This is a genomic window from Eggerthella sinensis (genome assembly GCF_003339815.1).
In the GTDB taxonomy this organism is placed as follows: Bacteria; Actinomycetota; Coriobacteriia; order Coriobacteriales; family Eggerthellaceae; genus Eggerthella; species Eggerthella sinensis.
In genome coordinates, this window is the sequence record NZ_PPTT01000006.1 from 1 (window position 1) to 26,870 (window position 26,870).

At 64.3% G+C, this 26,870-nt stretch carries 21 protein-coding genes; 18 read left to right on the forward strand and 3 right to left on the reverse strand.

Annotation, left to right across the window (positions count from 1 at the left end; all coding sequences use genetic code 11):
* The first annotated feature begins 351 nt into the window (after window positions 1-351).
* The 7 genes from C1876_RS04570 to C1876_RS04600 all read left to right on the forward strand — a co-directional run bounded on the left by C1876_RS04570 (window position 352) and on the right by C1876_RS04600 (window position 9,864).
* Window positions 352-2,625: a molybdopterin-dependent oxidoreductase gene (locus C1876_RS04570; RefSeq protein ID WP_244910037.1), complete on the forward strand. Its 2,274-nt coding sequence runs from the start codon at window positions 352-354 to the stop codon at window positions 2,623-2,625.
* 9 nt (window positions 2,626-2,634) lie between these two features.
* Window positions 2,635-3,252 (forward strand): 4Fe-4S dicluster domain-containing protein, encoded by a 618-nt coding sequence (locus tag C1876_RS04575; RefSeq protein ID WP_114545697.1) that lies wholly within the window; start codon window positions 2,635-2,637, stop codon window positions 3,250-3,252.
* 27 nt (window positions 3,253-3,279) lie between these two features.
* On the forward strand, window positions 3,280-4,476 hold the full coding sequence (gene nrfD, locus C1876_RS04580) for an NrfD/PsrC family molybdoenzyme membrane anchor subunit (RefSeq protein ID WP_244910038.1): 1,197 nt from the start codon (window positions 3,280-3,282) through the stop codon (window positions 4,474-4,476).
* A 311-nt stretch (window positions 4,477-4,787) separates the two neighbouring features.
* Window positions 4,788-7,217 carry a molybdopterin-dependent oxidoreductase gene (locus C1876_RS04585; protein ID WP_114545546.1) on the forward strand — a complete coding sequence of 810 codons (2,430 nt, stop codon included), beginning with the start codon at window positions 4,788-4,790 and terminating at the stop codon, window positions 7,215-7,217.
* 10 nt (window positions 7,218-7,227) lie between these two features.
* A complete protein-coding gene (locus C1876_RS04590) occupies window positions 7,228-7,845 on the forward strand; it encodes a 4Fe-4S dicluster domain-containing protein (RefSeq protein ID WP_114545547.1) in 618 nt (205 codons plus the stop codon).
* A gap of 12 nt (window positions 7,846-7,857) precedes the next feature.
* Window positions 7,858-9,081, forward strand: a complete 1,224-nt coding sequence (gene nrfD / locus C1876_RS04595) for an NrfD/PsrC family molybdoenzyme membrane anchor subunit (protein WP_114545548.1) — start codon at window positions 7,858-7,860, stop codon at window positions 9,079-9,081.
* 138 nt (window positions 9,082-9,219) lie between these two features.
* Window positions 9,220-9,864 (forward strand): TorD/DmsD family molecular chaperone, encoded by a 645-nt coding sequence (locus C1876_RS04600; RefSeq protein WP_114545549.1) that lies wholly within the window; start codon window positions 9,220-9,222, stop codon window positions 9,862-9,864.
* Window positions 9,865-10,053: 189 nt separating this feature from the next.
* On the opposite strand, the gene C1876_RS04605 is transcribed toward C1876_RS04600, so the two are convergent.
* Window positions 10,054-10,842 (reverse strand): hypothetical protein, encoded by a 789-nt coding sequence (locus tag C1876_RS04605; RefSeq protein WP_114545550.1) that lies wholly within the window; start codon window positions 10,840-10,842, stop codon window positions 10,054-10,056.
* A gap of 200 nt (window positions 10,843-11,042) precedes the next feature.
* Here C1876_RS04605 and C1876_RS04610 point away from each other — a divergent pair, with 200 nt between their 5' ends.
* From C1876_RS04610 to C1876_RS04630, 5 genes are all read left to right on the forward strand, one after another.
* Window positions 11,043-11,834 carry a trimeric intracellular cation channel family protein gene (locus tag C1876_RS04610; RefSeq protein ID WP_114545551.1) on the forward strand — a complete coding sequence of 264 codons (792 nt, stop codon included), beginning with the start codon at window positions 11,043-11,045 and terminating at the stop codon, window positions 11,832-11,834.
* Window positions 11,835-12,095: 261 nt separating this feature from the next.
* On the forward strand, window positions 12,096-12,851 hold the full coding sequence (rlmB, locus tag C1876_RS04615) for a 23S rRNA (guanosine(2251)-2'-O)-methyltransferase RlmB (RefSeq protein WP_114545552.1): 756 nt from the start codon (window positions 12,096-12,098) through the stop codon (window positions 12,849-12,851).
* 15 nt (window positions 12,852-12,866) lie between these two features.
* Window positions 12,867-13,412 carry an NYN domain-containing protein gene (locus tag C1876_RS04620; RefSeq protein ID WP_114545553.1) on the forward strand — a complete coding sequence of 182 codons (546 nt, stop codon included), beginning with the start codon at window positions 12,867-12,869 and terminating at the stop codon, window positions 13,410-13,412.
* Window positions 13,413-13,574: 162 nt separating this feature from the next.
* Complete coding sequence (locus tag C1876_RS04625; protein ID WP_114545554.1) at window positions 13,575-15,677, forward strand: efflux RND transporter permease subunit; 2,103 nt, start codon at window positions 13,575-13,577, stop codon at window positions 15,675-15,677.
* Window positions 15,674-17,491, forward strand: coding sequence for a hypothetical protein (locus tag C1876_RS04630; RefSeq protein WP_114545555.1), 1,818 nt, complete (start codon window positions 15,674-15,676; stop codon window positions 17,489-17,491). Before C1876_RS04625 ends, C1876_RS04630 begins: the two co-directional genes overlap by 4 nt.
* A gap of 18 nt (window positions 17,492-17,509) precedes the next feature.
* On the opposite strand, the gene C1876_RS04635 is transcribed toward C1876_RS04630, so the two are convergent.
* Window positions 17,510-18,064 (reverse strand): TetR/AcrR family transcriptional regulator, encoded by a 555-nt coding sequence (locus C1876_RS04635; protein ID WP_114545556.1) that lies wholly within the window; start codon window positions 18,062-18,064, stop codon window positions 17,510-17,512.
* 257 nt (window positions 18,065-18,321) lie between these two features.
* On the opposite strand from C1876_RS04635, the gene C1876_RS04640 reads away from it, so the two are divergent.
* Window positions 18,322-19,020: a helix-turn-helix domain-containing protein gene (locus C1876_RS04640; RefSeq protein ID WP_227114751.1), complete on the forward strand. Its 699-nt coding sequence runs from the start codon at window positions 18,322-18,324 to the stop codon at window positions 19,018-19,020.
* 15 nt (window positions 19,021-19,035) lie between these two features.
* On the forward strand, window positions 19,036-19,881 hold the full coding sequence (locus tag C1876_RS04645) for a DUF4097 family beta strand repeat-containing protein (RefSeq protein ID WP_114545558.1): 846 nt from the start codon (window positions 19,036-19,038) through the stop codon (window positions 19,879-19,881).
* Between the two features lie 35 nt (window positions 19,882-19,916).
* On the opposite strand, the gene C1876_RS04650 is transcribed toward C1876_RS04645, so the two are convergent.
* Window positions 19,917-21,536 carry a sensor domain-containing diguanylate cyclase gene (locus C1876_RS04650; RefSeq protein WP_148044571.1) on the reverse strand — a complete coding sequence of 540 codons (1,620 nt, stop codon included), beginning with the start codon at window positions 21,534-21,536 and terminating at the stop codon, window positions 19,917-19,919.
* A gap of 164 nt (window positions 21,537-21,700) precedes the next feature.
* On the opposite strand from C1876_RS04650, the gene nrfD (C1876_RS04655) reads away from it, so the two are divergent.
* The 4 genes from nrfD (C1876_RS04655) (at window position 21,701) to C1876_RS04670 (ending at window position 26,869) form a co-directional block, all read left to right on the forward strand.
* Window positions 21,701-22,615 carry an NrfD/PsrC family molybdoenzyme membrane anchor subunit gene (nrfD, locus tag C1876_RS04655; protein ID WP_114545560.1) on the forward strand — a complete coding sequence of 305 codons (915 nt, stop codon included), beginning with the start codon at window positions 21,701-21,703 and terminating at the stop codon, window positions 22,613-22,615.
* 12 nt (window positions 22,616-22,627) lie between these two features.
* The gene (locus C1876_RS04660; protein ID WP_114545561.1) at window positions 22,628-23,608 is read left to right on the forward strand and encodes a slipin family protein; all 981 of its coding nucleotides are present in this window, start codon (window positions 22,628-22,630) and stop codon (window positions 23,606-23,608) included.
* Window positions 23,605-24,012: a GntR family transcriptional regulator gene (locus C1876_RS04665; protein ID WP_114545562.1), complete on the forward strand. Its 408-nt coding sequence runs from the start codon at window positions 23,605-23,607 to the stop codon at window positions 24,010-24,012. The genes C1876_RS04660 and C1876_RS04665 overlap by 4 nt, the downstream gene beginning before the upstream one ends.
* A 373-nt stretch (window positions 24,013-24,385) precedes the next feature.
* Window positions 24,386-26,869, forward strand: coding sequence for a molybdopterin-dependent oxidoreductase (locus C1876_RS04670; RefSeq protein ID WP_114545563.1), 2,484 nt, complete (start codon window positions 24,386-24,388; stop codon window positions 26,867-26,869).
* The last annotated feature ends 1 nt before the right edge of the window (window position 26,870 follow it).

Genomic DNA, 26,870 nt, shown 5'->3' on the forward strand with positions numbered 1-26,870 from the left:
GGCACGTACGCCCACTACTACGAGATGCAGTTCGGCCCCGCGGACGAGGGCGCGGCAGGAGCGCGTTCGGTTGTGAAACCTCCATGCGGATTGGACTTTGCGGATGATCGGGGCTTGCGGTGAGCTTTAATAGGATTTGGCCAAATCTATCGAGGGAGTCCACGAGAGCGCCTGACGGCTTTCTCGGAGGGGCATCCTGACACGACGAGCGACGCTTGCGCTTGAGCGCGAGCGCGACGAGGAGGTACCATGTCAGGTACGACCAGGCCAAACACCAAGCTCACTCGCCGGAGCTTTCTGAAATCCACCGGGGCTGCGGCCGGTGCGCTGAGCGTTGCCGGAGCTGCAGGCATGTTGTCCGCAGACGCGTGGCTCGCGCCGACCGAGGCGTACGCGCAACCCGAGGAGCGCGTCGCCTACACCTACCACCAGGCCCATTGCCGAGGGCATTGCATGCTCAAGTGCACCGTGCGCGACGGCCGGCTCTGCCTGATCCAGCCGAACGACAAGGCGAAAGCGGGCCTGCAAACGGTCTGCCTCAAGGGTCTGTCCGAAATCCAGCACGTGTACAGCGTCGAGCGCATCCAAACGCCGCTCAAGCGCGTGGGCGAGCGCGGAGCCAACGAATTCGTCGCCATTTCCTGGGACGAAGCGGTGAGCATCTTCGCCGAGAACGTGCGGAAGTGCTGGGACGCCTACGGCAAAGAGAGCGTGTTCGCCAGCATCGCCATGGAGTCGGAAGTGGCTGCCGAGTTGGGCAAGCTGCTGAGCGCATCCATGGACACCGTCGGCGGCATCGACGTGGGCTACGCCAACGGCCTCGCGGCGATGTACGGCGGGGCGAAGCGCTCGGGCCCGCTCGGGGCGGTCACCGCGTTCAACGGCGTGGCCGACTGGAAGAACTGCAAGACGCTGCTGTTCGTGGGCGTCAACTTCATCGAGTCGAGCCTCACGCAAACCAAGCCGTTCTTCGATGCGAAGGACGAGGGGATGTTCGCCGTCTCCATCGACCCGCACTACAGCCCCACGTCGTCGAAGTGCGACCAGTGGATTCCCATCGAGCCGGGCACCGACGCCGCGCTGTTCCTGGGAATGCTGACCGTCGTGCTCGATAACGGCTGGTACGACGAGGAATACGTGCGCGTCCACACGTCGCTGCCGTTCCTCGTGTCCGACGCCGACGGCTCCCTGCTGGGCGACGGCGACGGCGCGTCCTTCGTCTGGGACGAAGCCGCCGGCGAAGCGCGCCTCGCAGCCGATGCTGAATCCCCGGCTCTCGAAGGCTCCTGCGACGTGGACGGCGCGTCGTACACCACCGTGTTCTCGCTGCTCAAGCAGGGCCAGCAACGCTACGACGCGGCATGGGCGTCGAAGGTGACCGGCATCCCCGCCGACGTCATCGAGTCCCTCGCCGAACGCTATGCCACCGGCGGCCCCGCGTGCCTCGCGGTGGGCTACGGCGGCAACGACAAGTACGGCAACGCCGACATCGCCGGTCATGCGGCCGGCATCCTGGCCGCCGTCACGGGCAATATCGGGCGCGCCGGCGGCGGCATCGGCTATCCCGGATTCGGCTACGGCAGCGCGCCGCTGGGCGCCTGGCCGCTCGCGGCCGACATGAAGCCCACGACCCTTTCCGTGCCCGCCTTCGAGCTGCCCTACGTGGACAGCCCCGTCAAGTGCTTCATCGGCGTGGGCGACCAGATTCAGCAGCGCTTCGCCGACCTGAACAAGCTGGACGAATGGGTGCAGGGCCTCGACTTCATCGTGTACGCCGACGTGTACCACAGCACGGGCGCGCAGTACGCCGACCTCGTGCTGCCCATCTGCTCGCGCTTCGAAAGCGACGAGTCCCTCGGCGGCGTCCGTTCGAACAAAGGCCAGGTCATGCTGCGTCAGCAGGTGCTCGAGCCGCTGTTCGAAAGCAAGACCGACTTCTCGTTCGAGCGCGAGCTGGCACGCGCCCTCGGCATCGACGCATCGCTGCCGAGCAGCAACGAGGAGCGCATCGCGCACATGCTCGACACGGCGACGAACCCCAAAGTCGCGGGCATCACGCTCGACGCGCTGCAGAACAACCAGGGCGTGCTCCCGTACCAGGGTCCCAACGCCATCCCGTTCGCGGACCAGAAGTTCCCCACGCCGTCGGGTCGCCTCGAGGTGTACTACGCCGATATGGTGAAGTTCGACCAGGCGCTTCCCACGTACGAGGCCCCTGAGGAAACCGGTCCCGATAGCAAGCTGCGCGAAACGTTCCCCCTGCAGCTGTGCCAGATGCGCACGCGCTTCCACATCCACAACCAGTTCTGCGACGCGGAGTGGATTCGCCAGTATTCCACGGCGGCGCTGCACCTCAACCCCGTGGACATGGACGCGCGCGGCCTGGCCGACGGCGATACCGTCGAGGCGTTCAGCGATCGCGGCAGCTTCGGGTGCCCCGTCGTCGGCGACGAGTCGGTGCGACCGGGCACGGCCCGCGTCTTCGAGGGCGAGTGGTCGAAGTTCATGGCGTCGGGCAACATCCAGAACGTCACGAACCCGGGCATCTCCGACCGCGGGCGCGCTCTGCTCAACGGCCCCGTCATCCCTTACAACGACACCCTCGTCGAAGTGAAGAAAGCGTAGGTGAGCCCCATGACCAGATTCGGATTCGTCATCAATACCGGGCGGTGCATCGGGTGTCATACCTGCGCAAACGCCTGCAAAATGCAGAACAACGTGCCCATGGGCATGCTGTGGAACCGCGTGCTCACCGAGGGCAGCGACATCATCGACGGCGCCATCGGCCAGTACCCGAACGTCTCGCGCGCCTACCTTCCCGTGGCGTGCCAGCATTGCGAGAACCCCGCCTGCCTGCGGGTATGCCCCACCGGCGCCACGTACAAGGACGAGGTGGGCCGCGTGGAGATCGCCTACGATAAGTGCATCGGCTGCCGCACCTGCATGGCGGCCTGCCCGTACAACGCCCGCGTGTTCAACTGGAACGAGCCGCGTCGCGACCCCGACTTCAACTACGGGGACAAGGACGTGCCTGTGCGCACGAAGGGCGTCGTGGAGAAGTGCACGATGTGCAAGGAGCGCACCGACCGCGGCGACGAGCCCATGTGCGTGGTGTGCTGCCCCACGAAGGCGCGCATCTGGGGCGATGTGGACGACCCCGCAAGCGATGTGGCGCGGATCATCCGGGAGCAGCGCACGCACGTGCTGCTCGAAGAGCAGGGCACCCGCCCGCAAGTCCACTACCAGGGATAGGGGAGCGCCATGGGAACGAAAACATCGATGAAATTCAAATTCGCCTCCGTCGTGCTGGCCGTTCTGGCAGCTGCGGGCGTGGGCGCGTGGGTGTACCAGCTGATCAACGGCCTGGGCGTGACGGGCATGAACAACGGCACGTCGTGGGGCCTCTACATCACGTGCTTCATGTTCTTCGTCGGCCTGTCGGCTGGCGGCCTCATCGTGGCCTCGTCGGCTTCGGTGTTCCACATCACGCAGTTCAAGAAAGTGGCGGTGCCGGCCATCATCCTGTCCACCGTGTGCATCTGCTGTGCGGGCATGTTCGTGCTCATCGACCTCGGCGGCATCCAGCGCATCGGGAACATCCTCATGTCGCCGAACCCGTTGTCGCCGCTTCTGTGGGACATCTGCGTCATCACGTGCTACCTCGTCATCAACATCCTGTACCTGTACTTCATGACCTCGAAGCGCGCCAACCCGCGTATCGTCAGCATCATCTCGCGCTTCGCCCTGCCCATCGCCATCCTCGTGCACTCGGTGACGGCGTGGATCTTCGGCCTGCAGATTGCCCGCGAGGGCTGGTACTCGGCCATCATGGCGCCCATCTTCGTGGCCTCGGCCATGGACTCGGGCCTGGCGCTGCTGCTCATCGTGCTCTTGGCGCTCAGCGCGGCGAAGGTGTTCGACCTGGGCCGCAAGCTCATGGGAACCTTGGCCGGGCTTTTGGCCACGTGCATCGCGGTGGACGCGTTCTTCATCGGCTGCGAGCTGCTGACGGTGGCGTATCCGCAGACGGCGGGCGGTATGGAAACGCTCGGCGAGATGTTCTTCGGCGCGACGGCCCCGTTCTTCTGGTTCGAGATCGTCGCCGGCTTGGCCCTGCCGTTCCTCATCCTCGTGTTCTCGCGCAACCGGCAGCGTCCGGCGCTCGTCATCCTGGCCTCGGCGCTTGTGGTGGTGGGCGTGTTCTTCAAGCGCGTGTGGCTGCTGTTCACCGCATTCATCCATCCCAACGTGTACGGCGCGCCGGGCATCTCGTCGGGTTCGTCGGCCGGCGTGCACGCCGACGCTGCCGGCATCTGGTCCACCGTGGGCGTGTACGTGCCCACGTGGGTTGAGATCACCGTGGTGATTGGCGTGGTGTCGCTGGGAGCACTCGCATTCCTCGTGCTGGCGAAGAGGCTGGTCGCCCCGCAGCGCGACGAAGACCTGACGGGAGAGGGTGCCGTTCAGGGGGCATAAGGGCTTGTGCGCGGCGCCTATCCTCCTCAGTCGGCGCCGCGCACGCCTTCCCTCATGCCCGTGACGCACGTACTATGCGCGTTTCGATCAACAAAAATTATCCACAAAATAGGAGCATGACACGCGAAATTATCCTATGACAATCATTGATTGTCATAGGATAATTTTGTATAGTGACCCCAGTGGAATCGGCCGGTTCTCACGAGGAAATGGAGGTGTCCTCGTCTACAGCTCGTTTGCCGGGCAGCGAAAACGTCAGCTCGAGGGGCGAACAAAACGGGGATAATCTGACACGATCTTGAGGAGGAGAAATGTCAGAAACGAGCAGTCCGCATCGCGGACTCACACGCAGGGGCTTTCTCAAAGCGTCCGGCGTTGCCGCGGGGGCCTTGGGACTGGCGGGGGCGGCCAGCATGACCACGTCCGACGGTTGGCTCGCGCCAGCCAAAGCCTACGCCGAGCCCGAAGAACGCGTAGCGCATCTGTGCCACCAGTTTCATTGTTTGACCGGGTGCAACCTGAAGTGCACCATCCGCGACGAACGCGTCGCGCTCATCGAGCCGAGCGATCTCGTCGACGAGACCCACCGCACGATCTGCCTGCGCGGCATCAACGAGGTTGCGCACATCTACTCGCAGGATCGCCTGCAGACGCCGCTCAGGCGCGTCGGCGAACGCGGCGAGGGCAAGTTCGAGCAGATCAGCTGGGACGAGGCTATCAAGGCCATCGCCGATGCATTCAAAGAGTCGCAGCAGAAGTACGGCGAGAACTCGGTGTTCGTGCGCAAGTCGACCGAGGCTTCCATCGGCTTCGACTTCATCGGAGCGCTGCTGCGCGCCGATCAGGGCGGCGAATGGGGCCTCGACCGCGGCCAGCCGAACGGCCAGACGCCTGCGTTCGGCGCGTTCAGCTATTGCCCCTCGCGCTCCATCTGGGAATTCTCCGATGCTTCCACCATCATCGAAGTGGGTCACAACCCGCTCGAGAGCGGCATCGTGTGGTCGCGTGCGCTCATGGATGCGAAGGAAGCAGGCGTGTATATCGCCGTGCTCGACCCGCGCTTCAGCGGCACGGCTTCCAAGGCCGACCTGTGGCTGCCGGTTCGTCCCGGCACCGATGCTGCCGTCATCCAGGGCATGATTCGCGCCATCGTCGACGAGCAGTGGTACGACGAGGAATTCGTCAAGGCCAACACGTCGCTGCCGTTCCTCATCGACAAGAAGACGGGCAAGAACTACCGCTCCGACGACGAGCTGTGCCCGAACCCCACCGTCGTCACCGCGGAGGACACCGGCAAGCCGTACGTGTGGGACGAGGTTACGAACGCGCCGGCGCTCTACGATGCGGAGGGCGTGAAGCCTGCGCTCGAGGGCAGCTGGACGGTTGACGGCAAGGAGCTGGTCACCGAGTTCTCCCTCATGAAGAAGTGGATTTCGGAATACTCGCTCGAGTGGGCGTCCGAGACGTCCGGCATCGAGCAGGATGTGATCGTCGACCTGGCCGACCGCTACGCGAACAACGGCCCGGCCATCATCGACTACGGTCTGGGAGGTCCCGACAAGTACACGAACGCCGACGTGCTGGGCCATTCCATGTCCATTCTGACTGCGCTCACCGGCAACTACGGCCGCAAGGGCTCGGGCTTCGGCTTCTACGGCGGCGTGGGCGCCGATGATCCGGCGGCAACGCTGAACTACTGGACGTTGCCCGAAGAGTACGCCTACAACGACTCCGGCATGGCCATGTACGACATGGTGTACAACAAGAACAACATCCACGTGGCGCTGACGTTCGGCGACGCCTTCACGCTTGAGGCGGCAAGTGCCAACGACACGCTGGAATGGGTGAAGAGCCTCGACTTCTTCGCCATCATCGACATCTACCATTCGTCGGCCGTCGACTACGCCGATATCGTCCTGCCGGCTTGCACGAAGTTCGAGTGCGAGGAGGACGTCAAGCAGCTGCGTGCCAGCTACGGCCACGTCATGCTGGCGAACGGCATGGTCGATCCGCTGTTCGAGTCGAAGAGCGACCTGCAAATCGAGCGCCTGTTGGCTGCCGAATGGGGGCTCGATCACCTGATTCCCGAGACGTACGAAGAGCTCGCGCGCTTCTCCGTGGAAGGCGTGGACAAGCTCGACCCGAACATGAAGGGCATCACGTACGACGCGCTGCTGAAGAACGGCGGCTGCATGCCGGTGGCGGGCGCGGGTCCGGACTATCGTCCCGACGGTCATGCCGACCAGGTGTACACGACGCCGTCCACGAAGATCGAGCTGTACTACGAGTACCTGCTTGACCAGGGCCATCAGTTCCCCGTGTACGAAGATGCCAACGAGGCGTTCGAGAAGAACCCGCTGAAAGACACCTACCCGCTCTACTTCATGCAGGGCAAGTCGCGCTACCGCATTCACGCCTACTACACCGCGTCTCCGTGGTTCCAGGAAGACTTCGGCCCCTGCGTCAACATCTTTCCGTCCGACGCGGAAGCGCGCGGCATCGAAAACGGCGACTCCGTCAAGGTGTTCAACGACCGCGGCTCGTTCGTGTGCACGGCGCGCGTGAATCCTGCGCTGCAGCCGGGCGTCCTGTTCATGGCCGAAACGACGTACACGCGGTACTACCAGGAGGGCTTCCTTCAGAACGTGACGAACTCGGCGCGCAACGAACGCTGCTACGAGATGTTCCACGGTCCGCAGATTCCTTACAACGACACGCTCGTCCAAATTGAGAAAGCGTAGGTGACGCGACATGACGAAGCTTGGAATAGCCATCAACAAAACGCGTTGCATCGGCTGTCAAACGTGCGCCCACGCTTGCAAGATGCAGAACAACGTTCCCTCCGGCATGCGCTGGAACCGCGTGCTCACCGAAGGCTGCGACGTGGAAGACGGCGCGCTCGGTCAGTTTCCGAATCTGAGCAGGGGATACTTGCCGGTTGCCTGCCAGCATTGCGAGAACCCGGCTTGCCAGCGGGTGTGCCCGACGGGCGCCACGTACAAGGACGATAAGGGCCGCGTGGAAGTGGATTACGACAAGTGCATCGGTTGTCGCATGTGCATGGCGGCCTGCCCGTACAATGCCCGCGTGTTCAACTGGAACGAGCCTTCGCGCGATCCCGACTTCAACTACGGCGACAAGGACGTGCCCGTGCGCGGCAAGGGCGTCGTGGAGAAGTGCACGATGTGCAAGGAGCGCACCGACCGCGGCGACGAGCCGATGTGCGTGGCATGCTGCCCGACCCGCGCGCGCACCTTCGGCGACTTGGACGATCCGAACAGCGAGATATCGCAGCTCGTCGTCAAGCGCAAGGCCGGCGTGCTGCTTGAAGAGCAGGGTACGCATCCGCAACTTTACTACTTCGATTAAGGGGTGCGAATCATGGGAACCTCAACGAAATTCAAAGCGGCTGCCGGAGTGCTTGCGGCGCTGACGGTGGCGGGCATCGCCGCCTGGATCTACCAGCTGGTCAACGGCCTGGGCGTGACCGGCATGAACAACGGCACGTCGTGGGGCCTCTACATCACGTGCTTCATGTTCTTCGTCGGCCTGTCGGCTGGCGGCCTCATCGTGGCCTCGTCGGCCTCGGTGTTCCACGTTGCCGACTACAAGAAGGTGGCGCTTCCCGCCGTCATCCTGTCCACGGTGTGCATCTGCTGCGCCGGCATGTTCGTGCTCATCGACCTCGGCGGTCTGCAGCGCGTGTGGCGCATCGTCACGGGGCCGAACCCCACCTCGCCGCTGTTCTGGGACATCTGCGTTATCACGTTGTACCTGGTCATCAACGTAGTGTACCTGTACTTCATGAAGTCGAAGAAGCCGGGCGCGCAGGATAAGGTGGCCATCGTGTCGCGCTTCGCCCTGCCCATCGCCATCCTCGTGCACTCGGTGACGGCGTGGATCTTCGGCCTTGAGATGGCCCGCGAGGGCTGGTACTCGGCCATCATGGCGCCGCTGTTCGTGGTGTCGGCCATGGATTCGGGTCTTGCCCTTTTGCTGCTGTCGCTCATGGGCCTCAACAAGTCGGGTCGCTTCAAGACCGACAAGAAGCTGCTGTCGAACCTGGCCGGACTGCTGGCCGTGTGCATCGCCGTCGACGGGTTCTTCGTCGGATGCGAAGTGCTCACCATGGCCTACCCGGGCGCCGCGGGCGCCGAGACGCTCGCCATCATGGCCACGGGTGCCACCGCTCCGTTCTTCTGGTTCGAGATCATCGTGGGCGTGCTCATCCCGTTCTGCATCCTCGTGTTCGCGAAGAATCGCGCTCGCATGGGGTTGGTGGCCGTGGCCAGCGTGTGCGTGGTGGTGGGCGTGTTCTTCAAGCGCGTGTGGCTGCTGCTCACCTCGTTCGTGCAGTTCAACGTCATGGGCGCTCCCGGCGTGATCTCCGGTTCGTCCTCGGCGGCCCATGCGAGCGGCATGGACGTGTGGACGGTTGCCAGTTCGTACGCACCCACCTGGGTCGAGGTCGTGGTGGTGATCGGCGTGGTATCGCTGGGCGCCCTTGCGTTCCTCGTGCTGTCGAACAAGCTGCTGCCTGCGCAGCGGGCTGAGCGCGACGCCGTGCGCAGCGCGGCCGACGGGACGGCGGGCGAGGCCGCGTAACGCGCCCCCGCATACCCGTCCTCTGCATACCTGCGACGCTTTCCCCTCCCGCGTCGCAGGTATCCTTGTTCTTACGGTATCCTGTAGGGCAGCATCAACGCACCTCGCTGCTCGAAGCGAAGAAAGGAGCTCATCACCATGGCGGAGGAAATCCCCTGGAAGACCCTGTCCGAAGCGTATGCATTCGTGGGCAACTCGCTGCTGAAGCCGATGACGATGACGTCGAACGTCGGTTTGGACCCTGCGTTTTGGGAGGCGTTTCCCACGTTCGACGACGAGGGCGTTGCCGCGGCCGTCGATGCGTGCGCCCGCTATGCCGAGCAGGCCGCGCAGCGCGCGTCCGAGGGCGAAGACGAGGTGCAGCGCACGGCGGTGGAGTACACGCGCCTGTTCGTGGGCCCGCCGTCGCCGGCGGCCGCGCCCTGGGAGACGATGTACCGCGGTGAGGACGTGACCGTGGGCTTCGGCCAGGCCACGTTCGAGATGCGCGCGCTGTTGCGCGAGGCGGGGCTTGAAGTGCGCAACGAGAACAACCAGTACGAAGACCATATGGGTATCGAGCTGTTGTACCTGTCGGCGCTGTGCGGCCGCGTGGCCGAGGGCGACGAGGCGGCGCCCGCTCCCGAGGCGGTGGCCGCGTTCATCGAGGCGCACCCGCTTGCGTGGGCCGAGGCGTTTCGCCTGCGGATTGCCGAGAGCGCGCCGGTTGGGTACTTCGACGCGCTGGTGGGAGTGGCGCGGGCCGTGCTCGCGTGGCATGCGGCAGCGGCACCGTCATCCTGAGCGGAGGCCGAGGGCCATCGGGTAGAAAATGTGACGAAGCGCTTTGCGCTTCTGTTTTGGGAGGGTCCTTCGACTCGCTTCGCTCGCTCAGGATGACAAACGCCCTGTCATCCTGAGCGGAGGCCGTAGGCCGCAGTCGAAGGACCCGTCAAATGCAGAAGCGCGCAGCGCTTCGTCGTTTCTGGCGCGCTAGAACACGAGTGCGCCGTCGACGCTCATAGACGTGCAATTGCCGTCGGCATCGCAGGTCAGAACGACGTTCGTGACGGCTTCGGCGCCGTTGCCGTCCAGGATGGACACCGCGTTGGAGTACTCGTAGCCGCCGTCGATCGGCGTCACGGTTGCCGTGGCGGGGTCGAAGCTCTGGTAGGCGTAGAACGTGTTGTCGGCGATGAGTCCCGGCAGGGCGCCCTCAAGCGCGGCGACGGCTTTGGCCTGCGGATCTTCGGCGGGCTCGGGCTCCTTCTCGGGCTCGGCGGGCGTCTCGGGCGCCGGCGCGGGCTCGGTGGACGCCGCGGTCTGGTCGAGCAGCCACGTGGCCTCGGTGGCGCCGTCGTTCCAGAACAGGCGCTGCGAGGTGTACTGGTCGTCGAACGTGAGCGTGCCCGACACCGTCTCGCCTGCCGGCACGGAGATCACGTTGTTCTCGAACGACGAGCCCGTCGGCGGCATGCCGAAGGACAGCAGGCATTCGGTGGAAAGCTCCTTCGCGTTGGTGTGGGCTTTCACGTCGACGTGCGCGGTGAGCGTGCCGTTCGCGCGATCGATGGAGGTCACGGTCACTTCGTAGTCGCGCCAGACAGCCGTCTCGCCCACGGCGAGCGACTTGAGCTTCGATGCGTCGGTTATCGTATAACCGCTGGTGGAAACGCCGCTTTCCTTGACCGGGACGTTGGGTTCTTCGGCTTTCGCGCCGCAGCCGGCCAGCGCCAAGGCCATGAGCGCACAGGCCGCGGTGGCGACGATCTTCTTGTACAAGGCAGGTCCTTCCGTTCCAGGTGCTGTGATGCACGTGCGAGCTTTTCCCCTTATCATACCAGTTCGCTCACCATATGGTTGCAGTTCGTCGAAGATGGACGACTCTTGTGCGCCCGATTCTTCTCTGGCGCAATGCCCTGCGATGTGGTTTCATAAGCGCATCGACCGCGGAGCGCGGCCGATCGAGAGTCAAGGGGCTTATGGACACCACCATCTTTCAGCAGGCGTTCGCCGATTCGCAGGTGCTCACCGTGCCGTGGAGCATCGACTATTTCTCCGTCATCGTGGGCGTGCTGACCGGCGCTCTGTTCGCGTGCGACCGCAAGCTCGACATCATCGGGACGGTGGTGCTGGGCCTGCTCACCGGGTACGGCGGCGGCATCATCCGCGACGTGCTGCTGCAGGATCACGGCGTGTACTTCACCTCGCACCCCGACCTCATCGTCATCTGCATCGCCATCTGCGTGTTCGTGTTCTACTTCCGCGGCCTGTTCCGGCATCTCGACGCTACCGTGTTCTTCGCCGACGCGCTGTCGGTGGGCCTGTTCGCGCTTGCGGGCGCGAGCAAGGCGTTCTCGCTCGAGCAGGGCTTCGTGCTGTCGATCATCCTCGGAGCCATCACGGCGGTGGGCGGCGGTGCCGTGCGCGACATCTGCGTGGGCGAGACGCCCGGCATCTTCCAGCAGTCGAATTTCTACGCGGTGGCGGGTCTCGGCGGCTCGTTCGCGTTCGTCATGCTGGCCTATGCGGGCTGCCCGCTGCCCATTGCGGGCGCGGCCTGCGTGTTCGCCGTCGTGTTCCTGCGGTATTGGAGCGTGTACTTCGATTGGAAGACGCGCAACGACGCCGACCTCACGCCGCATGTGGCGCGCGGCCTGGGCAAGGTGAAGCGCGTGGCATCGGGCGTGTTCCTGCACGGCGGCGATGCCACGGTGGCGCTCAAGGAGCGCCGTCGCCGCAGCCGCTGGCGTCGCCGCGACCGAGAGGACTAGCAAAATCTGGCCGAAAACGACGGCTGTGGTAATGGGGAGAGAACAGGGCGCATAAGGGGGACGGGGCGCGTCAGCGCATTGCCACCGCCGTTGTTTTGGCCGTTTCTCGTGCCGGTTGGCGTGACGATACGCTGAAGAAGCGGGTTGTGTTCTCCCGAAGGCGCGCCCGTCTGCCATAATAGCGGCAACAACTGCAACAACAAGGTGCCGTGCGATGCCATGCCAGGATCGACGCGGGTGAAGAACGAAGGATCGTGACACATGGCTGATTTCATCGAGGGCAAGCGTCCCGTCATCGAGGCGCTGCGTACGGGCGTGCCCATCAAGAGCGTACTCATGGCGGACAACGTGCAGCGCGACGGCCTCATCGAGGACATCCTGCGCAAGGCGAAGCGCGTCGGCGCGACGGTGGAGATGGTGCCGCGCAAAGTGCTGGACGGCAAGTCCGAACGTGGCAGCCATCAGGGCGTCATGGCGAAGGCGGCACCGTTTCCGTACGTGGGTATCGGCGACGTGGTGGATGCCGCCGGCAAGTACGCCGAGCAGCACGAAGGCCGCGCGCTCGTGATCATCCTCGACCACATCACCGACGCGGGCAACCTCGGCGCCGTGTCGCGCAGCGCCGAAGCGGTGGGCGCGTGCGGCCTCGTCATCCCCAACAAGCGCAGCGCGCACGTGGAGGCGTCCACGTACAAGAGCTCGGCGGGCGCCATCGCGCACGTGCCCGTGGCGCAGGTGTCGAACCTCGTGCAGACCATGAGCCGTCTCAAGGAGGAGGGCTTCTGGATTGCCGGCGCCACCGAGCACGCCCACGACCTCATCTGGGACACGAACCTCAAGGGCAAGATCGCGCTCGTGATGGGCAACGAGCAGGAAGGCATCTCGCGCCTGGTCATGGAGCATTGCGACTTCCTCGCGAAGCTGCCCATCGAAGGCGAAGTGGCGTCCCTCAACGTCGCGCAGGCGGCCACGGCGTGCATGTACGAGTGGCTGCGGCAGAACCACGCGGGCAAGTAGCGCACGGCGAGCAGCATGGCCAAGCAACGGAAAAAGCTCCTCATCGTGGACGGGTACAACGTGCTGCGCTCGGGCAGTCGGTACCGCGTCGCGCCCGAGGAGGATTACACGGACGACACGTTCAACGCGGCGCGCGAGATGCTCATCAACGACGTGGTGAACTACGCCGGCAGCGACTGTAAGGCCGTCATCGTGTTCGACGGCGCGAAGAACGCGTTTTCGAACGGCGAGGCTGAGAAGGTGGGCGGCGTGCGCATCGTGTTCTCGCCGGCAGGGCAATCGGCCGACAAGGTGATCGAGAAGCTGGCCCACGATGCGCGCGAGCGGCAGGTGGAAACGCTCGTCGTCACGAGCGACGCCACCATTCAGGACACGACGTTCGGCTTCGGCGTGGACCGTATGAGCGCCGACGGATTCTCGCGTGAAGTGGACCGGTGCTACGAGGAAGCGCGCCTCGACGACACGCCGAAGGTGGCCGAGAAGAACACGGTGGCCTCCCGCATCGACCCGGCGACGCTCGCGAAGCTCAAGGCTCTGCGCGATCGGGCGACGGGCGTCTGACGATTTCGTGAATGCCCGACACTTCGCGCCGAAAGTGTCGGAATACGGGCAGATCAACCGCGCCTTGTCGGTTGTTTCGCTACACGGTGTTGGTTATCATGCATGGTGAAGGGTAGCCAAAACGCGTGCAGTGCGCGCGACCGAAACGAACAGGCGGGCGGCATGGATCGCATCATCCACGGTATTCTGGCGCGGCGCAAGGCCGTGGTGACGGCCTTCTTGGCCGTGGCCGTTGTGTGCGCGGCCATGATTCCGTTCGTGGGCGTCAACTACGACATGGTGGACTACCTGCCCGACGAGGCGCAATCCACCACGGCCGTCGCCATCATGAACGACGAGTTCAGCCAGGCCGTTCCCAACGCGAACGTGCTCGTGCACGACGTGGGCATCGCCCGCGCCCTCGCGCTCAAAGACCAGATCGCCGCCATCGACGGCGTGGACGGCGTCATGTGGCTCGACGACGTCGTGGACGTCACGCAACCGCTCGAGATGGCCGACGCCGACACGGTGGAAGCCTATTATCGCGACGGCGCCGCCCTGTTCTCGGTCACCGTAGCCGAAGGCGCCGAGAGCGCGGTCATTCCGCAGCTGCGCGCGCTCGTCGACGAGGCGGGCCCCGGCAACGCCGTGTCGGGCGAGGCCGCCGACACCGCGCAGGTGCAGGCGAGCACGGCCGAGGAAGCCGGCGGCGCCGCGGTCATCCTCGTGCCCATCATCTTGCTGCTGCTCATCCTGTCCACCACGTCGTGGATCGAGCCGGTGCTGTTCATCGCGGCCATCGGCGTGTCCATCCTCATCAACATGGGCACGAACATCGCGTTGGGGCAGGTGTCGTTCATCACGTTCTCGGTGAGCCCCATCTTGCAGCTGGCGGTGTCGCTCGACTACGCCATCTTCCTGCTGCACGCGTTCGCGGCCGAGCGGCAGCGCACGGCGAACGTGGAAGAGGCCATGGCCAAGGCCATGCGCGCGTCGCTGTCCACCATCGCGGCCAGCGCGGTCACCACGCTGTTCGGCTTCGCGGCGCTGTCGTTCATGCAGTTCCAGATTGGCGCCGACCTCGGCATCAACCTCGTGAAGGGCATCGTGTTCAGCTTCTTCACCGTCATGGTGTTCCTGCCGGCGGTCACGCTGCTTCTGTACAAGCTCATCGACAAGACGAAGCACCGGCCGCTCATGCCCTCCTTCAAGAACATCGGCAGCGTGCTGTCGAAGGTGCGCGTTCCGGCGCTCATCCTCGTGCTCGCGCTCGTGGTGCCCGCGTTCCTCGGGCAGGCGCACACCGTGTTCACCTACCAGAACAGCGAGCCCGACCCCAACCTGCGCTCGGGCGCCGACACGCTCATGGTGCAGGACGAATTCGGCCAGCAGAACGCCATGGTGGTGCTCGTGCCGCGCGGCGACGTGTCGGCAGAGGCGGCGCTGTCGGCCGACCTCGACAAGCTCGACAACGTGACCAGCGTCATCTCGTACGCCGCCACGGTGGGCACGGCCATCCCGGAAGGCTTCCTCGATCAAAGCGTGCTCGACCAGTTCTACTCGCCGAACTACGCGCGCATCATCGTGTACACGAGCACCGACACCGAAAGCGACGAGGCGTTCGCCACGGTGCAAGCCGTCGAAGAGACGGCCGCGCGCCACTACGACACGTACTACGCGGCCGGCCAGTCCGCGAACCTCTACGACATGAAGAACATCGTGTCGGTGGACAACGTGGTGGTGAGCGCGGTGGCGGTCGTCGCCATCCTCATCGTGCTGCTGGTGACGTTCCGCTCGCTCACGCTGCCGCTCGTGCTGCTGCTCACCATCGAGTCGGGCATCTGGATCAACCTGTCCATCCCGTACTTCACGGGCGAGTCGGTGAACTTCATCGGCTACCTCGTGATCAACACGGTGCAGCTGGGCGCCACCATCGACTACGGCATCCTGCTGACCACGCACTACCTGCGCCATCGTACGCGCGTGCCCGCGCGCAAAGCCGCGCACCTCGCGCTGGGCGAGACGTTCCCGTCGCTGCTCGTGTCGGCCAGCATCCTGGCTACGGCCGGCTTCGCGCTCGGCTTCGCGTCCAGCATGTCGGCCGTGTCCAGCCTGGGGCTTTTGCTCGCGCGCGGCGCACTGCTGTCGCTCGCGCTGGTCACGTGCTTCCTGCCGGCGCTGCTCGTGGTGCTCGACCGCGTCATCCGCCGTACCACCTGGCACGCGAACTTCGCGCCTTCCGACCCGAAACCCTCTCTCCCTGAAACCGAAGGAGATGCATCATGATGAACTTGTCCGCCCGCATCCGCACCGTCTCGTTGGCCTCGCTGCTGGCTGTCGCGCTCGCGGTCGGCAGCGCGCCCAGCGCGTTCGCGGCCTCGTCGTCCACGGCGACGTACCAGAAGTCCGAAGTGGTGTACGCGAGCCTGTCCGCGGCCGGCGCGCCCGAGGCCGTGTACGTGGTGAACCGCTTCGACGTGGAGAAACCGGGCACCGTCGTCGACCACGGCGACTACACGAAGGTGCAGAACCTCACGAACGAAACCGAGCTCGCGCGTCAGGGCGACGCCACCACGTTCGAGGTTGAGGAGGGCACGCTGTACTACCAGGGCGACGCCGCATCCACCACGCTGCCGTGGGACGTCGCGCTCGTCTACGAGCTGGACGGCAAGAAGGTGAAGGCCGAAGATCTGGCCGGTGCATCGGGAAACCTGAGCATTCACGTGACCACGAAGCAGAACGCCTCGGTGGACCCTGCGTTCTACGACAGCTTCATGATGCAGATCACGTTCACGCTGCCGGGCGATGTGGCCAGCGACGTGGCCGCCGAAGGCGCCACGCTGGCCAGCGCGGGGGAGGACACCACGGTGGCGTTCACCGTGCTGCCGGGCCATGACGGCGACTTCACGCTGACGGCCAAGGTGCAGAACTTCAAGATGGCGGGCGCGCAGTTCGCCGCGCTGCCGTACTCGTCCATCATCGAGATGCCCGACACCGACCAGATGGTGAGCGGTATGACGAACCTGTCCGATGCCGTGAGCGCCCTCGCCGACGGCACGGCATCGCTCGCATCGGGCGTTGACGAGCTGACGAGCGGCGCGCAGAGCCTCTCGTCGGGCGCCTCGGCATTCGGCCAGGGGCTCAACCAGCTCAGCGGGTCGTCGAGCACGCTCGTGAACGCCTCGGGCGAGATCAAGGGCGCCCTCGCCGCCATCGCAGGAGGCCTGCAGAACACGGACCTGTCCCAACTCGACCAGCTCGCGCAACTGCCGGCCGGATTGAACCAACTGGCCGATGGGCTGAGCGAGCTTCGGACGAAGTCGATCGCGGCGCGGCAGGGGTATGCCGATTCTCTGACGGCGCTCGATAATGCAATTGCGAAAATCCCCGAAGGCACGCTGACGGAAAACGAAATCGGCAAGATGATGAATGCGTTATCCGATGCCGATGACCTTAAGACGGCTCAGCAATTGGTGGCGAACTACCAGGCCGCTCAAACCGTCAAAGGTACCTACGCCGCCACGAAACCCGCTTTCGACGGCGCGAATCAGTTGTTGTATGCGATTGCCGCCGACGATGGCGCCCTTGCCCAGCAAGAAGCCGCCCTCCGTTCCATGGCCGCGTCCCTCGATTCCGCGGTCGGCGGCGGGCAACTCGACCAGCTGACGCAGCTTGCGAGCGGCCTCGGCGAGCTGTCCGGCCAATACGGCCAGTTCCACGACGGCCTGGCGCAGTACGCTTCCGGCCTGTCGTCGCTCGCTTCCAACTACAACCAGCTCGCGTCGGGCACGGCGGACCTCGCCCAGGGAACGGGCCAGCTTGCGAGCGGCGCGGGTGAACTCAGCAGCGGCATGGGCCAGCTCAACGCGTCCACCATCACGCTGCCCGAAACCATGAAGGAGCAGATCGCCGAGATGACGGCCGACTACGACTTCCCCGCGTTCGACCCCGTGTCGTTCGTGTCGTCGGACAACGCCAACGTCCAAGCCGTGCAGTTCGTCATGACCACCGCCGCCATCGAGCAGCCGGAAGCCCCGCAGGAGGAAGCGCCCGAAGAGGAGCTCACCATCTGGGACCGCTTCGTCGCGCTGTTCCGCTAACGCCGGCGCTCGTCGCCCCTACACTCGCTCCTCGATGCCGTGCTGGATCATGCGCATCAGCAGCTCCGACATTTCGGCGGGGGACTGCGGCGTGCCCTTCTTCAGCCAGTGCGACAGCATTCCGAGCGCGCCCGACACGGCGAACAGGTACATGTACTCCTGCTTGTCGGCCTCCACCGCGCCGGGCGCGTCCGACATCTGCAAATCCACGAGGTGCGCCAGCTCCATGATCTGCTGCTGAAAGCTGCCGTCGCTCTCGTCGAGCAGCATGAGGAACACGTCGGCGTTCTCCTTGGCGTACTCGAGGATCTGCACCACGTTGCGCGTGCGCGACTCGTCGTCGGCCAGCAGGCGCGCCTTGAGGTCGCCGAGCGCCTCGGCTTCCACGTGATCGAGCAGATCGTACTGATTGCGGAAGTGCGCGTAGAACGTGCTGCGGTTCACGTCGGCCGCCTCGCACAGCGCCTTCACGGATATCTTCGAAATATGGTTCTCACGCATGAGCTTGATGAGCGCGGCGGCGAGCGCGCGCTTCGTGTACTGCACGCGGCGATCGATCCTGTCGTGTTCCATGGCGTACCTCCCGTGGTCGGCGTGGCTCCATTATACGGCTCGAGGGGCTTCGGCGGACGGTTGCGGGCGGCCTTCACAGGACGCATTCGTCATTTCCTGACGTGACAAATGTCACAAAATCCCACTTCACACGCATATGCAACCGCCGGTTGCGTAAAATGATAACCAGACATGCTGGTGCAACTCGTCAGGCAACCGTAGGCTGGGAATCAAGAAGGAGCGGCTTTATGCCCCAAACATCGAAGAAGGGATCTTTCATGAACGTCGAGATTGCCCAGCGCCTCGCCACCATGCGACGCGAGCAAGGATACAGTCAGGAGGAGTTGGCTGAACAGCTCGGTCTGTCGCGGCAAGCGGTGTCGAAGTGGGAGCGCGCCGAGTCGTCGCCCGATACCGGAAACCTCATCGCGCTTGCGAAACTGTACGGTGTGTCCATCGACGATTTGCTGCGCATCGACGACGAGGTGGTGGACGACATCCTGTTCGAGGAGAAGGACAAGGACGTCACGGCCGAAGCTCAGGCGCAGGAGGCGGCGGTGCGCGCCAACGAAGCGGCCGTGCGCGCGGCGCAGGCTGCCGTGGCCGCCGCCCAAGCGCGGGCCACAGCCGAGCAGGCGCAGCAGCAGATTCCGCAGCCGCAGCCGCAAGCGCAAGCCCAACCTCAGCCCCAGCAGCCGACGCAGCCCTACTACGGCGCACCCGTCGCTCCGCAGGCGCCGGTGCCCCCGCAGGCTCCCTACGCCCCCGACCCCTACGACCGGCACCCGGACCGCCGCAACCGCGGTCCGTGGTCGACCTTCCCGTACCCGGTGTTCTGCGTGTTCGCGTACATGGTGCTCGGATTCCTGTTCGGCGCATGGCATCCCGGTTGGATCCTGTTCCTCTCCATCCCCCTGTACTATTGGATCGCCCACATCATCGAGAACGACCCGAACTATCGGGCCGACCGACGCTAGCGGAAGGGTCGTATCATGACGAAACTTACCGGGGCGTCGTATGCCAAAATCGCGCTGATCATCGTGTTCGGCGCGCTCATCCTCGGGGCGATCGGCTTTGGAGGCTGCTCGACGGTGTGGAATCGCGGAATCGTGGGCGCGTCGAACATGGGGTCGGCGAACGTGGACGCGGCAAGCGTCAAGAACCTGAACATCGCGTGGGGCGCCGGCGGCGTCGACGTGAACGTGGTGGGCGAGGGCGACTCCATCGAGCTCATCGAAACGTCAACCGGCGGCATGACGAAGGCGCAGGAGATGCGCTGGAACCTCAACGGCGACACGCTCACCATCGATTACGGCCAGTGGTTCTCGTGCTTCATGCTGGGCCGCAAGAACCTCGAGGTGCGCATTCCGCAGAAGTACGCGCAGCAGTTCGATGCCGTTGACATCGACGGGGCCTCGGGGCACTACAACCTGAGCGACTTCGGCTGCGATGCGCTCAATCTCAAACTGGCCTCGGGCGAAGTGGACGCGCGCAATCTCACAGCGAACGACCTGCGCGTCGACGTGGCAAGCGGCCAGCTCGACATCAACGGCCGGTTTGCCGATCGTCTGAACGTGCGCACGGCATCGGGCGACACGCGCATCGTGTGCGACGACGTGTGCCCGCGCACCATCGACGCCGACATCGCCAGCGGGTTGGTGAGCGTAGCCGTGCCGAAGGACAGCGGCTTCACGGTGAGCATCGACAAGGCGTCGGGCAGCTTCAACAGCACGTTCCCGCTCACGCAGAACGGCAGCACGTACACGACGGGCGACGGCAGCGCGAACGTGAGCGCCCATCTTGCGAGCGGCGAGTTCAGGATGGATGCCAGCAACTAACGCGCACGGGTGGCGCGGTTACCGGGACGGGTCGGCTACGAGAGCGGCTCGTCCTCTTGGTATACGTAGCATTGCGATTTGCCCGCGCGCTTGGCGTGGTAGAGCGCCTCGTCGCCGCGGCGGATGAGCTCGTCGATGGACAGGCTCGGGTCGTCGGTGGACACGATGCCCACGCTTCCCGTCAGGGCGTGCGCGTGGCCGTCCTCGTTCGATTCGGCATGGAAACGGTCGAGCAGCGCTTCGGCCTGCGCTTCCAGCCTCGGCATGTCGTGCTGACCGAACACGGCCACGATGAACTCGTCGCCGCCCCAGCGGATGGCGAGGCCTTCGGGGAAGGCTTCGCGCAGCAGCGCCCCCGCCTTCATCAGCACTTCGTCGCCCACGGCGTGCCCGTAGCGGTCGTTCACGTCCTTGAAGTCGTCGAGGTCGAGCACCACGAGCGCAAGCGACTCGTTTCGGCCGCGCTCGTCGAGGTACTCGTAGAAGTAGCGTCGGTTGTACAGCCCGGTGAGGTAGTCCGTGCGCGCGTTCATGGTGGCGCGCTCTTCCAGCTCGCGCTTCTCCGTCACGTCGCTGTAGATGCGCAGCAGCCCCGTCTCGTTGTCGAACACGTCCACGATGGGCGTCTTCGTCATCTCGAACAGGCGCGTTTGCCCGCCGATGCAGGCGTCGAACTCGCGGTCCTCGTGAACCTCGCGCAGGTCGGCCAGCTCGTCGCCGAACACGAGGCGCCGCCAGTCCTTGATGTGATGGCCGATGATAAGCTGCTTGTCCATCTTGAAGTGCGTTTCGGTTTCGCGGTTGGCGTTGAGGATGGTGCCGTCGGCGTCCTCGATGACCACCGAGAAGGGCAGCGCGTTGATGAGGATGTCCAGCTCGGTTGCCACGTTTTGCAGGTCGGTCACGTCGTGGCCGATGCCCGCCGTTCCCATGATGCGCCCGTCCTCGTCGTACAGCGGCGTTTTGTACGTGCGGAACTGCCGCATGCCGTGGGCGGTTTTCACCAGCTCGTTGAACTGGCACGTACAGCCGGCGCGCATGGCCTGCTCCTCGGATTCCTGGCAGGCGTACGCCCCTTCGGCTTCCTCGGGCGGCACGTCCCAGATGTAGCAGTGGTCGCGGCCTTCCACCTGCTCGCGCGGTTTCTGCACCGTTGTGCAGAAGGCCTTGTTCACCTTCACGTGCGTGCCGTCGATGTCCTTGAACCAGATGAGTTCCGGCGAGGAGTCGATGGCGGCTTCGAGGTACGTGCGTGCGAGGTGCAGTTCGGAGGAGAGGCGCGCCTCTCGTTGCAGCCGGGCGAACTCGAAGACGAGGCGCGTCTCGTCGAGGGGCGCGGGCCACACGGCGTCGGCCAGCGCGTAGTCGTCGGCGGTCCACGCGGCAAGCGCGACGGCGTCGGCGATGACGACGAACGCGCCGAAGGAAGCTCCCAGCCGCTCGCGGCGTTGCGCCACGAGCGAGGGGAGATCCGAGCCGGGCAGCAGCGCCGCATCGACGAGCGCGATGTCGCTTGCGACGAAGGCAGCGTCATCCCAGTTCGTATGGGGCGAGAGTTCGTGAGAGAAGCGATCGAGGGGCGTGATTCGTTCCAAGGCCGCAGCAAGCGCGTCGGAGATGCCGAACAGGCTGACATGAAGCGTTTTGCTATACACGCGCACCCCCCTCTGTGTAGTTGAGGGCCATTGTACTCCGTAAAGTATCGCAGGGGTATGGCGAAGTGCGTACCTGGCATTGTTTTTATGGGTGGCGGGGGGCGTGGCCGCGATGGTACAATACCAATGAATTGCTGCATTGCGACAAAGGGGACGGGTGCTGCATGTTCAACATGCTCACAACCTGCTATCTATTTCTCGGCGGCACGGGGGCGGGCGCGCTTGCGGTGTTGTGCGTGCTCGAATGCGCACGCGCGCTGCGCGGGCGGGCGCTCGAGCTGCCGGAGGAGTTCTTCGCGCGCTGCTGGCCCGTGTGCGTCGTCGCGCTTGCCGTGGGCATCCTCTGCCTGCTCGCCGACCTCGGGCGCCCCGACCGCCTGCTGCTCCTCGTCACGTCGCCCGTGCCCTCGGCCATCGCCATCGGGGCGTTCGCGCTCGTCGTGGCGCTGGGGTGCGCGGTTGCGTTCGCGGTGCTCGCGCTGTTTGACAACGTGCGTGCGGGACGCGCCGTGGTGGTGGGGCTGGCCGTGGCGGGGTTCGCGTCGGCCGCGGTGACCGCCGCGTACACCGGGGTGCTGCTGCAGAGCCTGGCCGCCGTGCTGTTCTGGCAGTCGCCCCTGCTGCCGCTCGTGTTCGTGCTCTCGTCGGCCTCGTGCGGCATCGCGTGCGCGTTTCTGGCCGCGGCGTTCGTCGAAACGCGGCATCCGCACATGCGCCCGCTCGTGTGGCTCGCGCGCGCGGACGGCGGCATCGTGCTTGCGGAGGCCGGCTGCCTGGCCGCGTATGTGCTGCTGGCCCTTGCGGGCGACGGCACGGCGCGCGCGGCTCAGGCGCTCGTGTTCGGCGATATGGGCGCGGTGTTCTGGGGCGTGCTCGTGGTGGGCGGGTTGGCGGTGCCGCTCGCGCTCGAGCGCTTCCTCACGCACGGCAACAGCCGCACGCAGCTGCTGTGGATCGCGGCGCTGCTGTTGGTGGGAGGGTTCGCGCTGCGCTTCTGCATCGTGGGCGCGGGGGCGTACGACGTGACGCAGATGCCGGAAGGGCTGTACGGGCTGACCATGCTCGAGCAGCTGGGATAAGGAGAGGTCAGGATGACGAAACGACGGGCAAGCGAGCGGTTCGCGAAGGACGCGCCCTACGACGTGCGCGACAAGGACGCCGAGATCAGGGCGGCCACGTCGTACGTGCCGCGCAAATCCTCGCGCAACGGCGCGGTCATCTTCAACATCGCGGTGTTCATCGCCACGTGCGCGGTGGTGCTGGGCCTCGCCTACGTGCTGACGGGCAAGGTGGGCATCGAGGCCATCGTGGTCATGCTGCTGGCCGCGCTGCTCATGCTTTCGTCCACCCACATCGCGCTGAGCTGGGAGAAGGTGGTCGTGCTGCGGTTCGGCAACCTGAACCGCGTCGTGGGGCCGGGCCTGTACTTCACCATCCCCATCATCGAGCACGGCACCATCCGCGTGGACCAGCGCACCATCGCCACGCCCTTCTACGCCGAGAAGACGCTCACGGCCGACCTCGTGCCCGTCACGGTGGACGCCGTGCTGTTCTGGGTGGTGTGGGATGCGGAGAAGGCGTGCACCGAGGTGGAGGACTACTACGCCGCAGTGTCGTTTCTCGCGCAGACGGCCCTGCGCGAGGCCGTGGGCCGCTCCACCGTGGCCGAGGTGGCGCTGCGGCGCGACCAGCTCGACGCCGAGATCAAGGTGGACATCGAGAAGGAAGCGGCCAGCTGGGGCGTGGACATCATCTCGGTGAAGGTGCGCGACATACGTATCCCCGACGAGCTGCAGGAGGTCATGTCGCTCGAGGCGCAGGCCGACCGCGAGAAGAACGCGCGCATGACCGTGGCCGGCGTGGAGGCCGAGCTCGCCGAGATGCTGGCCGAGGCCGCGCGCGTCTACGGCGACCCCGATGCCGCCCTCAAGCTGCGCACCATGCTCATGCAGTACGACACGGTGAAGAAATCGAAGGGCACCGTGGTCACCGTTCCCAGCGCGCTGAGCGACGGGTTCACGGATAGTGCTATGATGAACGATAACCGTACTTCTGAGAGAAAGACCTCATGAATCCACTCGCCTCATTCGAACTCGACTACAACAGCGGCCTGCCCGTGTGGATCCAGGTGAAGAACCGCATCGCGTACCTCATCGGCTCGGGCGCGTACCGCACGGGCGATCGCCTTCCCACCGTGCGCGCCCTCGCCGTCGACCTCGACATCAGCTACAACACCGTGAACCGCGCCTACATGGACCTCGAGCGCGAGGGCTACATCTCCACGCGCAAGGGCCGCGGAACCTTCGTCGCCGAGCGCCACGCCGTGGGCGCCACCCTCGCCACCGACAGCCCCGTCGAGCTGCTCGTGGACGACCTCATCCGCACCTGCGCCAACGCCGGCATGGCCGACGACGACATCCTCGCACTCGTGCAGGCCCGCCTCGGCCAGCGCCGCGTCATGAGCGAGCGCGCGTAGGGGAGCGCCCAGCGCCCCCGGGACGCTGCGTGTGCGATTGTCGCACGGCATGGTGACAAATGTTTCACGTGAAACATTTGTTTGCTTTATGACGAACGTACCTGATCAAACGGCTTTCTTGCCCGCTGTTTCCCCGTATCTATTCTCAAAGTAGCCTAATCCTGTTAATTGATTGTCGCAAGTCATTGTGATAATGTGACAGTCACAAGGATTTGGCCAATTCTTATCAGGTACGGTATGGGGGATATCCGATAAGATTGCGCTTGGGGCGAGAGGTTTCGAAAGTGCCGTTCGGCGGCACAGGTTTCTCGAATCCGGTTTCCCGACACCATCCGCAAGGGGATATCCTGACGCGATCTTTGGAGGAGGAGAGATGTCAGGAGCAACCGGCTCGCATGGCGGGCTTACACGCAGAAGCTTCCTGAAAACAACCGGTGCCGTAGCGGGTGTAGCCGCTGTGTCTGGTACGGCTGCGCCAACGCTGCAGGCTTTGGCGGCAGAACCCGTTGCCAAGCAGGGTTCCGGAGACGAAGAGTTATTCAGCTGCATGTGCCGTTCCAATTGCATGGGATCATGTCGTTATCATGCGCATGTGCGCGATGGCAAGCTTATGAAGCTCACGCCGGCGGATTATCCGGTCGAGGGATATCGTGGCAGTTGCTTGAAAGGGCTCGCATACGTCGAACGCATCTATAGCCCTACACGGGTGAAGTATCCCATGCGGCGCGCGGGGGAACGCGGGGCCGATCAGTGGGAACAGATCAGCTGGGATGATGCTATCAAGGAGATCGCCTCTAAACTGACGGAAATCAGCGAGAAGTACGGTCCGAAAGCCGTGGTCTTCGATTCTGCTTCGGGTCAGTACGGATTCTTGAACGGTATCTACAACCCGTTCGGGCGCCTTTCGGGTGTAATGGGTGCGACGAAACTTGCGGTTAGCTACGACTATGCCGCTGGCCACGGAATCGATCGCGTGCTGGGCACGGGGGACTGGTCGTACTGTAACGAACCGAACAGCGTGATGGACTCATCGCTCGTGGTTGTCTGGGGAACCAACCCCGTGTTATGCGCGCCGCAGAACTGGCGCTGGATTCAGTGGGCTCGCGAGAAAGGCACCCGCGTCATCGACATCGACCCCATCAAATCCGCTACGGCTCATCGGGCCGACGAGTGGATACCGGTGACACCGGGCCACGACGGTTACATGGCGCTCGCGATGTGCAACCACCTCATCGAGCACGATCTTATCAACACTGAGTTCCTCATGAAGCAGAGTACGGCGTGCTTCCTCGTGCGTCGCGATACGCTGAGGCATCTGCGCAAGAGCGACTACGAGGAAGTTCCGACCGATCCTGCCACCAAGAAGCCTATCGACGATTTCTATGTTTGGGACAACGCAAGGGGAGATATCGCTCTGGTTGGCGAAGCTCAGGATCCGGCGATGGAAGGCTCTTTCACGACATCCGACGGCATCGAGGTTGATACTGCGTACTCGCTGCTCAAGAAGCAGTTGGAACAGTACAGCGTCTCGAAGGCGAGCGAGCTTACCGGCGTGCCCGAGGACCGTATCGTGAAGCTTGCCGAAGAATTCGCGGGAGAGCGAGCTGTGTCCGTCAACATCACGTATGGTCTTGATCACTATGTGAACGGCTATCAGAACACGTGGGCCATCGCCATGCTCCTCGCGCTGACGGGTCAGTGCTGCCGCGACGGTGCCGGATTCACCGGCGTATTCACTGCGACATACTCGCCCAATACCCTTGCCATCTGGGCGGGGACGCCTGAGTTCAAGGAATTGAACTCCCAGATACCCAATGGCTTGGCGGCTGAAGTCTTCGGCACGCAGAAGCTTGAGGGCAAGGACTATCCAGCGAAGGCCATGGTCTCCTACTGCTCGAGCCTTTTGAGCAATCAGCCCTCTCAAAAGGAATGGATGGAGAAAGTGCTTCCCAATATCGAGTTTTGGGTAGTGCTTGATACGGAAATGCACGACTCTGCCCGGTATGCCGACATCGTTTTGCCCGTTGCATCGTGGTATGAAAAAGAAGATGTGCGTGTTGCATACAATAACCCGTACATGACCATTAACGAGAAGGCCATCGAACCGCTCTACGAGTCGAAGCCCGAGTGGGAGATTGCCGGGCTCATCGGTCGTGCGATGGGCTACGAGAAGTCGTTCCCGGCCGACTGGGGTCCCGACGACTGGATGAACCTTCTGTTCACCGATGAGGTTTCCAAGAAACGCGGCTTTACGCTCGATCGTCTGAAAGAAGAGAAAGTCATTCAATTCACGACAACAGCCGAAGGGGAACCCCACATCAGGGGTAAGAGCGCACCGCTTCCCACCGAATCGAAGCGCGTTCAGCTGTACTGCGAGAACCCGAAACCGCGTTTGAACTGGGGGCAGGATCTTTCGGAACGCGAGCCGCATGAGCATATCGTCTACTACCAGCCGCCCGAGGAGGCCGGTGCCGACAACCCGCTTGCCGAGAAGTATCCGCTCGTGTACATCCAGGAGCATTCGCGTTTCCGCGTGCATATCCAATGGTGGGAGACTCCGCTGCTCCGCGAGCTCGATCCCGAACCGCTCGCGAAGGTGAACAGCGCCGATGCCGAGGCGCGAGGCGTGAAGAACGGCGACATCGTCGAGGTATTCAACGATCGAGGCCATGCGGTGCTCAAGTGCCTCGTCGACGAGTCCATCGCTCCGGGGGTCATTTCCATCCCGAAGGGTTGGCAGAGGAACCAGTTCATCGAGGGAAGCTATCAAGAGATGACGCAACCGAAAATCGATCCATATCCTGCGGCGTCTTCTTTCTATGACAGCCGAGTCGATTTCAGGAAGTGGGAGGGCTAAG

Coding starts and splice junctions, on each gene's coding strand:
- C1876_RS04570 (WP_244910037.1), top strand. CDS start 352: ATGTTGTCCGCAGACGCGTGGCTCGCGCCGACCGAGGCGTACGCGCAA.
- C1876_RS04575 (WP_114545697.1), top strand. CDS start 2,635: ATGACCAGATTCGGATTCGTCATCAATACCGGGCGGTGCATCGGGTGT.
- nrfD (WP_244910038.1), top strand. CDS start 3,280: ATGAAATTCAAATTCGCCTCCGTCGTGCTGGCCGTTCTGGCAGCTGCG.
- C1876_RS04585 (WP_114545546.1), top strand. CDS start 4,788: ATGTCAGAAACGAGCAGTCCGCATCGCGGACTCACACGCAGGGGCTTT.
- C1876_RS04590 (WP_114545547.1), top strand. CDS start 7,228: ATGACGAAGCTTGGAATAGCCATCAACAAAACGCGTTGCATCGGCTGT.
- nrfD (WP_114545548.1), top strand. CDS start 7,858: ATGGGAACCTCAACGAAATTCAAAGCGGCTGCCGGAGTGCTTGCGGCG.
- C1876_RS04600 (WP_114545549.1), top strand. CDS start 9,220: ATGGCGGAGGAAATCCCCTGGAAGACCCTGTCCGAAGCGTATGCATTC.
- C1876_RS04610 (WP_114545551.1), top strand. CDS start 11,043: ATGGACACCACCATCTTTCAGCAGGCGTTCGCCGATTCGCAGGTGCTC.
- rlmB (WP_114545552.1), top strand. CDS start 12,096: ATGGCTGATTTCATCGAGGGCAAGCGTCCCGTCATCGAGGCGCTGCGT.
- C1876_RS04620 (WP_114545553.1), top strand. CDS start 12,867: ATGGCCAAGCAACGGAAAAAGCTCCTCATCGTGGACGGGTACAACGTG.
- C1876_RS04625 (WP_114545554.1), top strand. CDS start 13,575: ATGGATCGCATCATCCACGGTATTCTGGCGCGGCGCAAGGCCGTGGTG.
- C1876_RS04630 (WP_114545555.1), top strand. CDS start 15,674: ATGATGAACTTGTCCGCCCGCATCCGCACCGTCTCGTTGGCCTCGCTG.
- C1876_RS04635 (WP_114545556.1), bottom strand. CDS start 18,064: ATGGAACACGACAGGATCGATCGCCGCGTGCAGTACACGAAGCGCGCG.
- C1876_RS04640 (WP_227114751.1), top strand. CDS start 18,322: ATGAACGTCGAGATTGCCCAGCGCCTCGCCACCATGCGACGCGAGCAA.
- C1876_RS04645 (WP_114545558.1), top strand. CDS start 19,036: ATGACGAAACTTACCGGGGCGTCGTATGCCAAAATCGCGCTGATCATC.
- nrfD (WP_114545560.1), top strand. CDS start 21,701: ATGTTCAACATGCTCACAACCTGCTATCTATTTCTCGGCGGCACGGGG.
- C1876_RS04660 (WP_114545561.1), top strand. CDS start 22,628: ATGACGAAACGACGGGCAAGCGAGCGGTTCGCGAAGGACGCGCCCTAC.
- C1876_RS04665 (WP_114545562.1), top strand. CDS start 23,605: ATGAATCCACTCGCCTCATTCGAACTCGACTACAACAGCGGCCTGCCC.
- C1876_RS04670 (WP_114545563.1), top strand. CDS start 24,386: ATGTCAGGAGCAACCGGCTCGCATGGCGGGCTTACACGCAGAAGCTTC.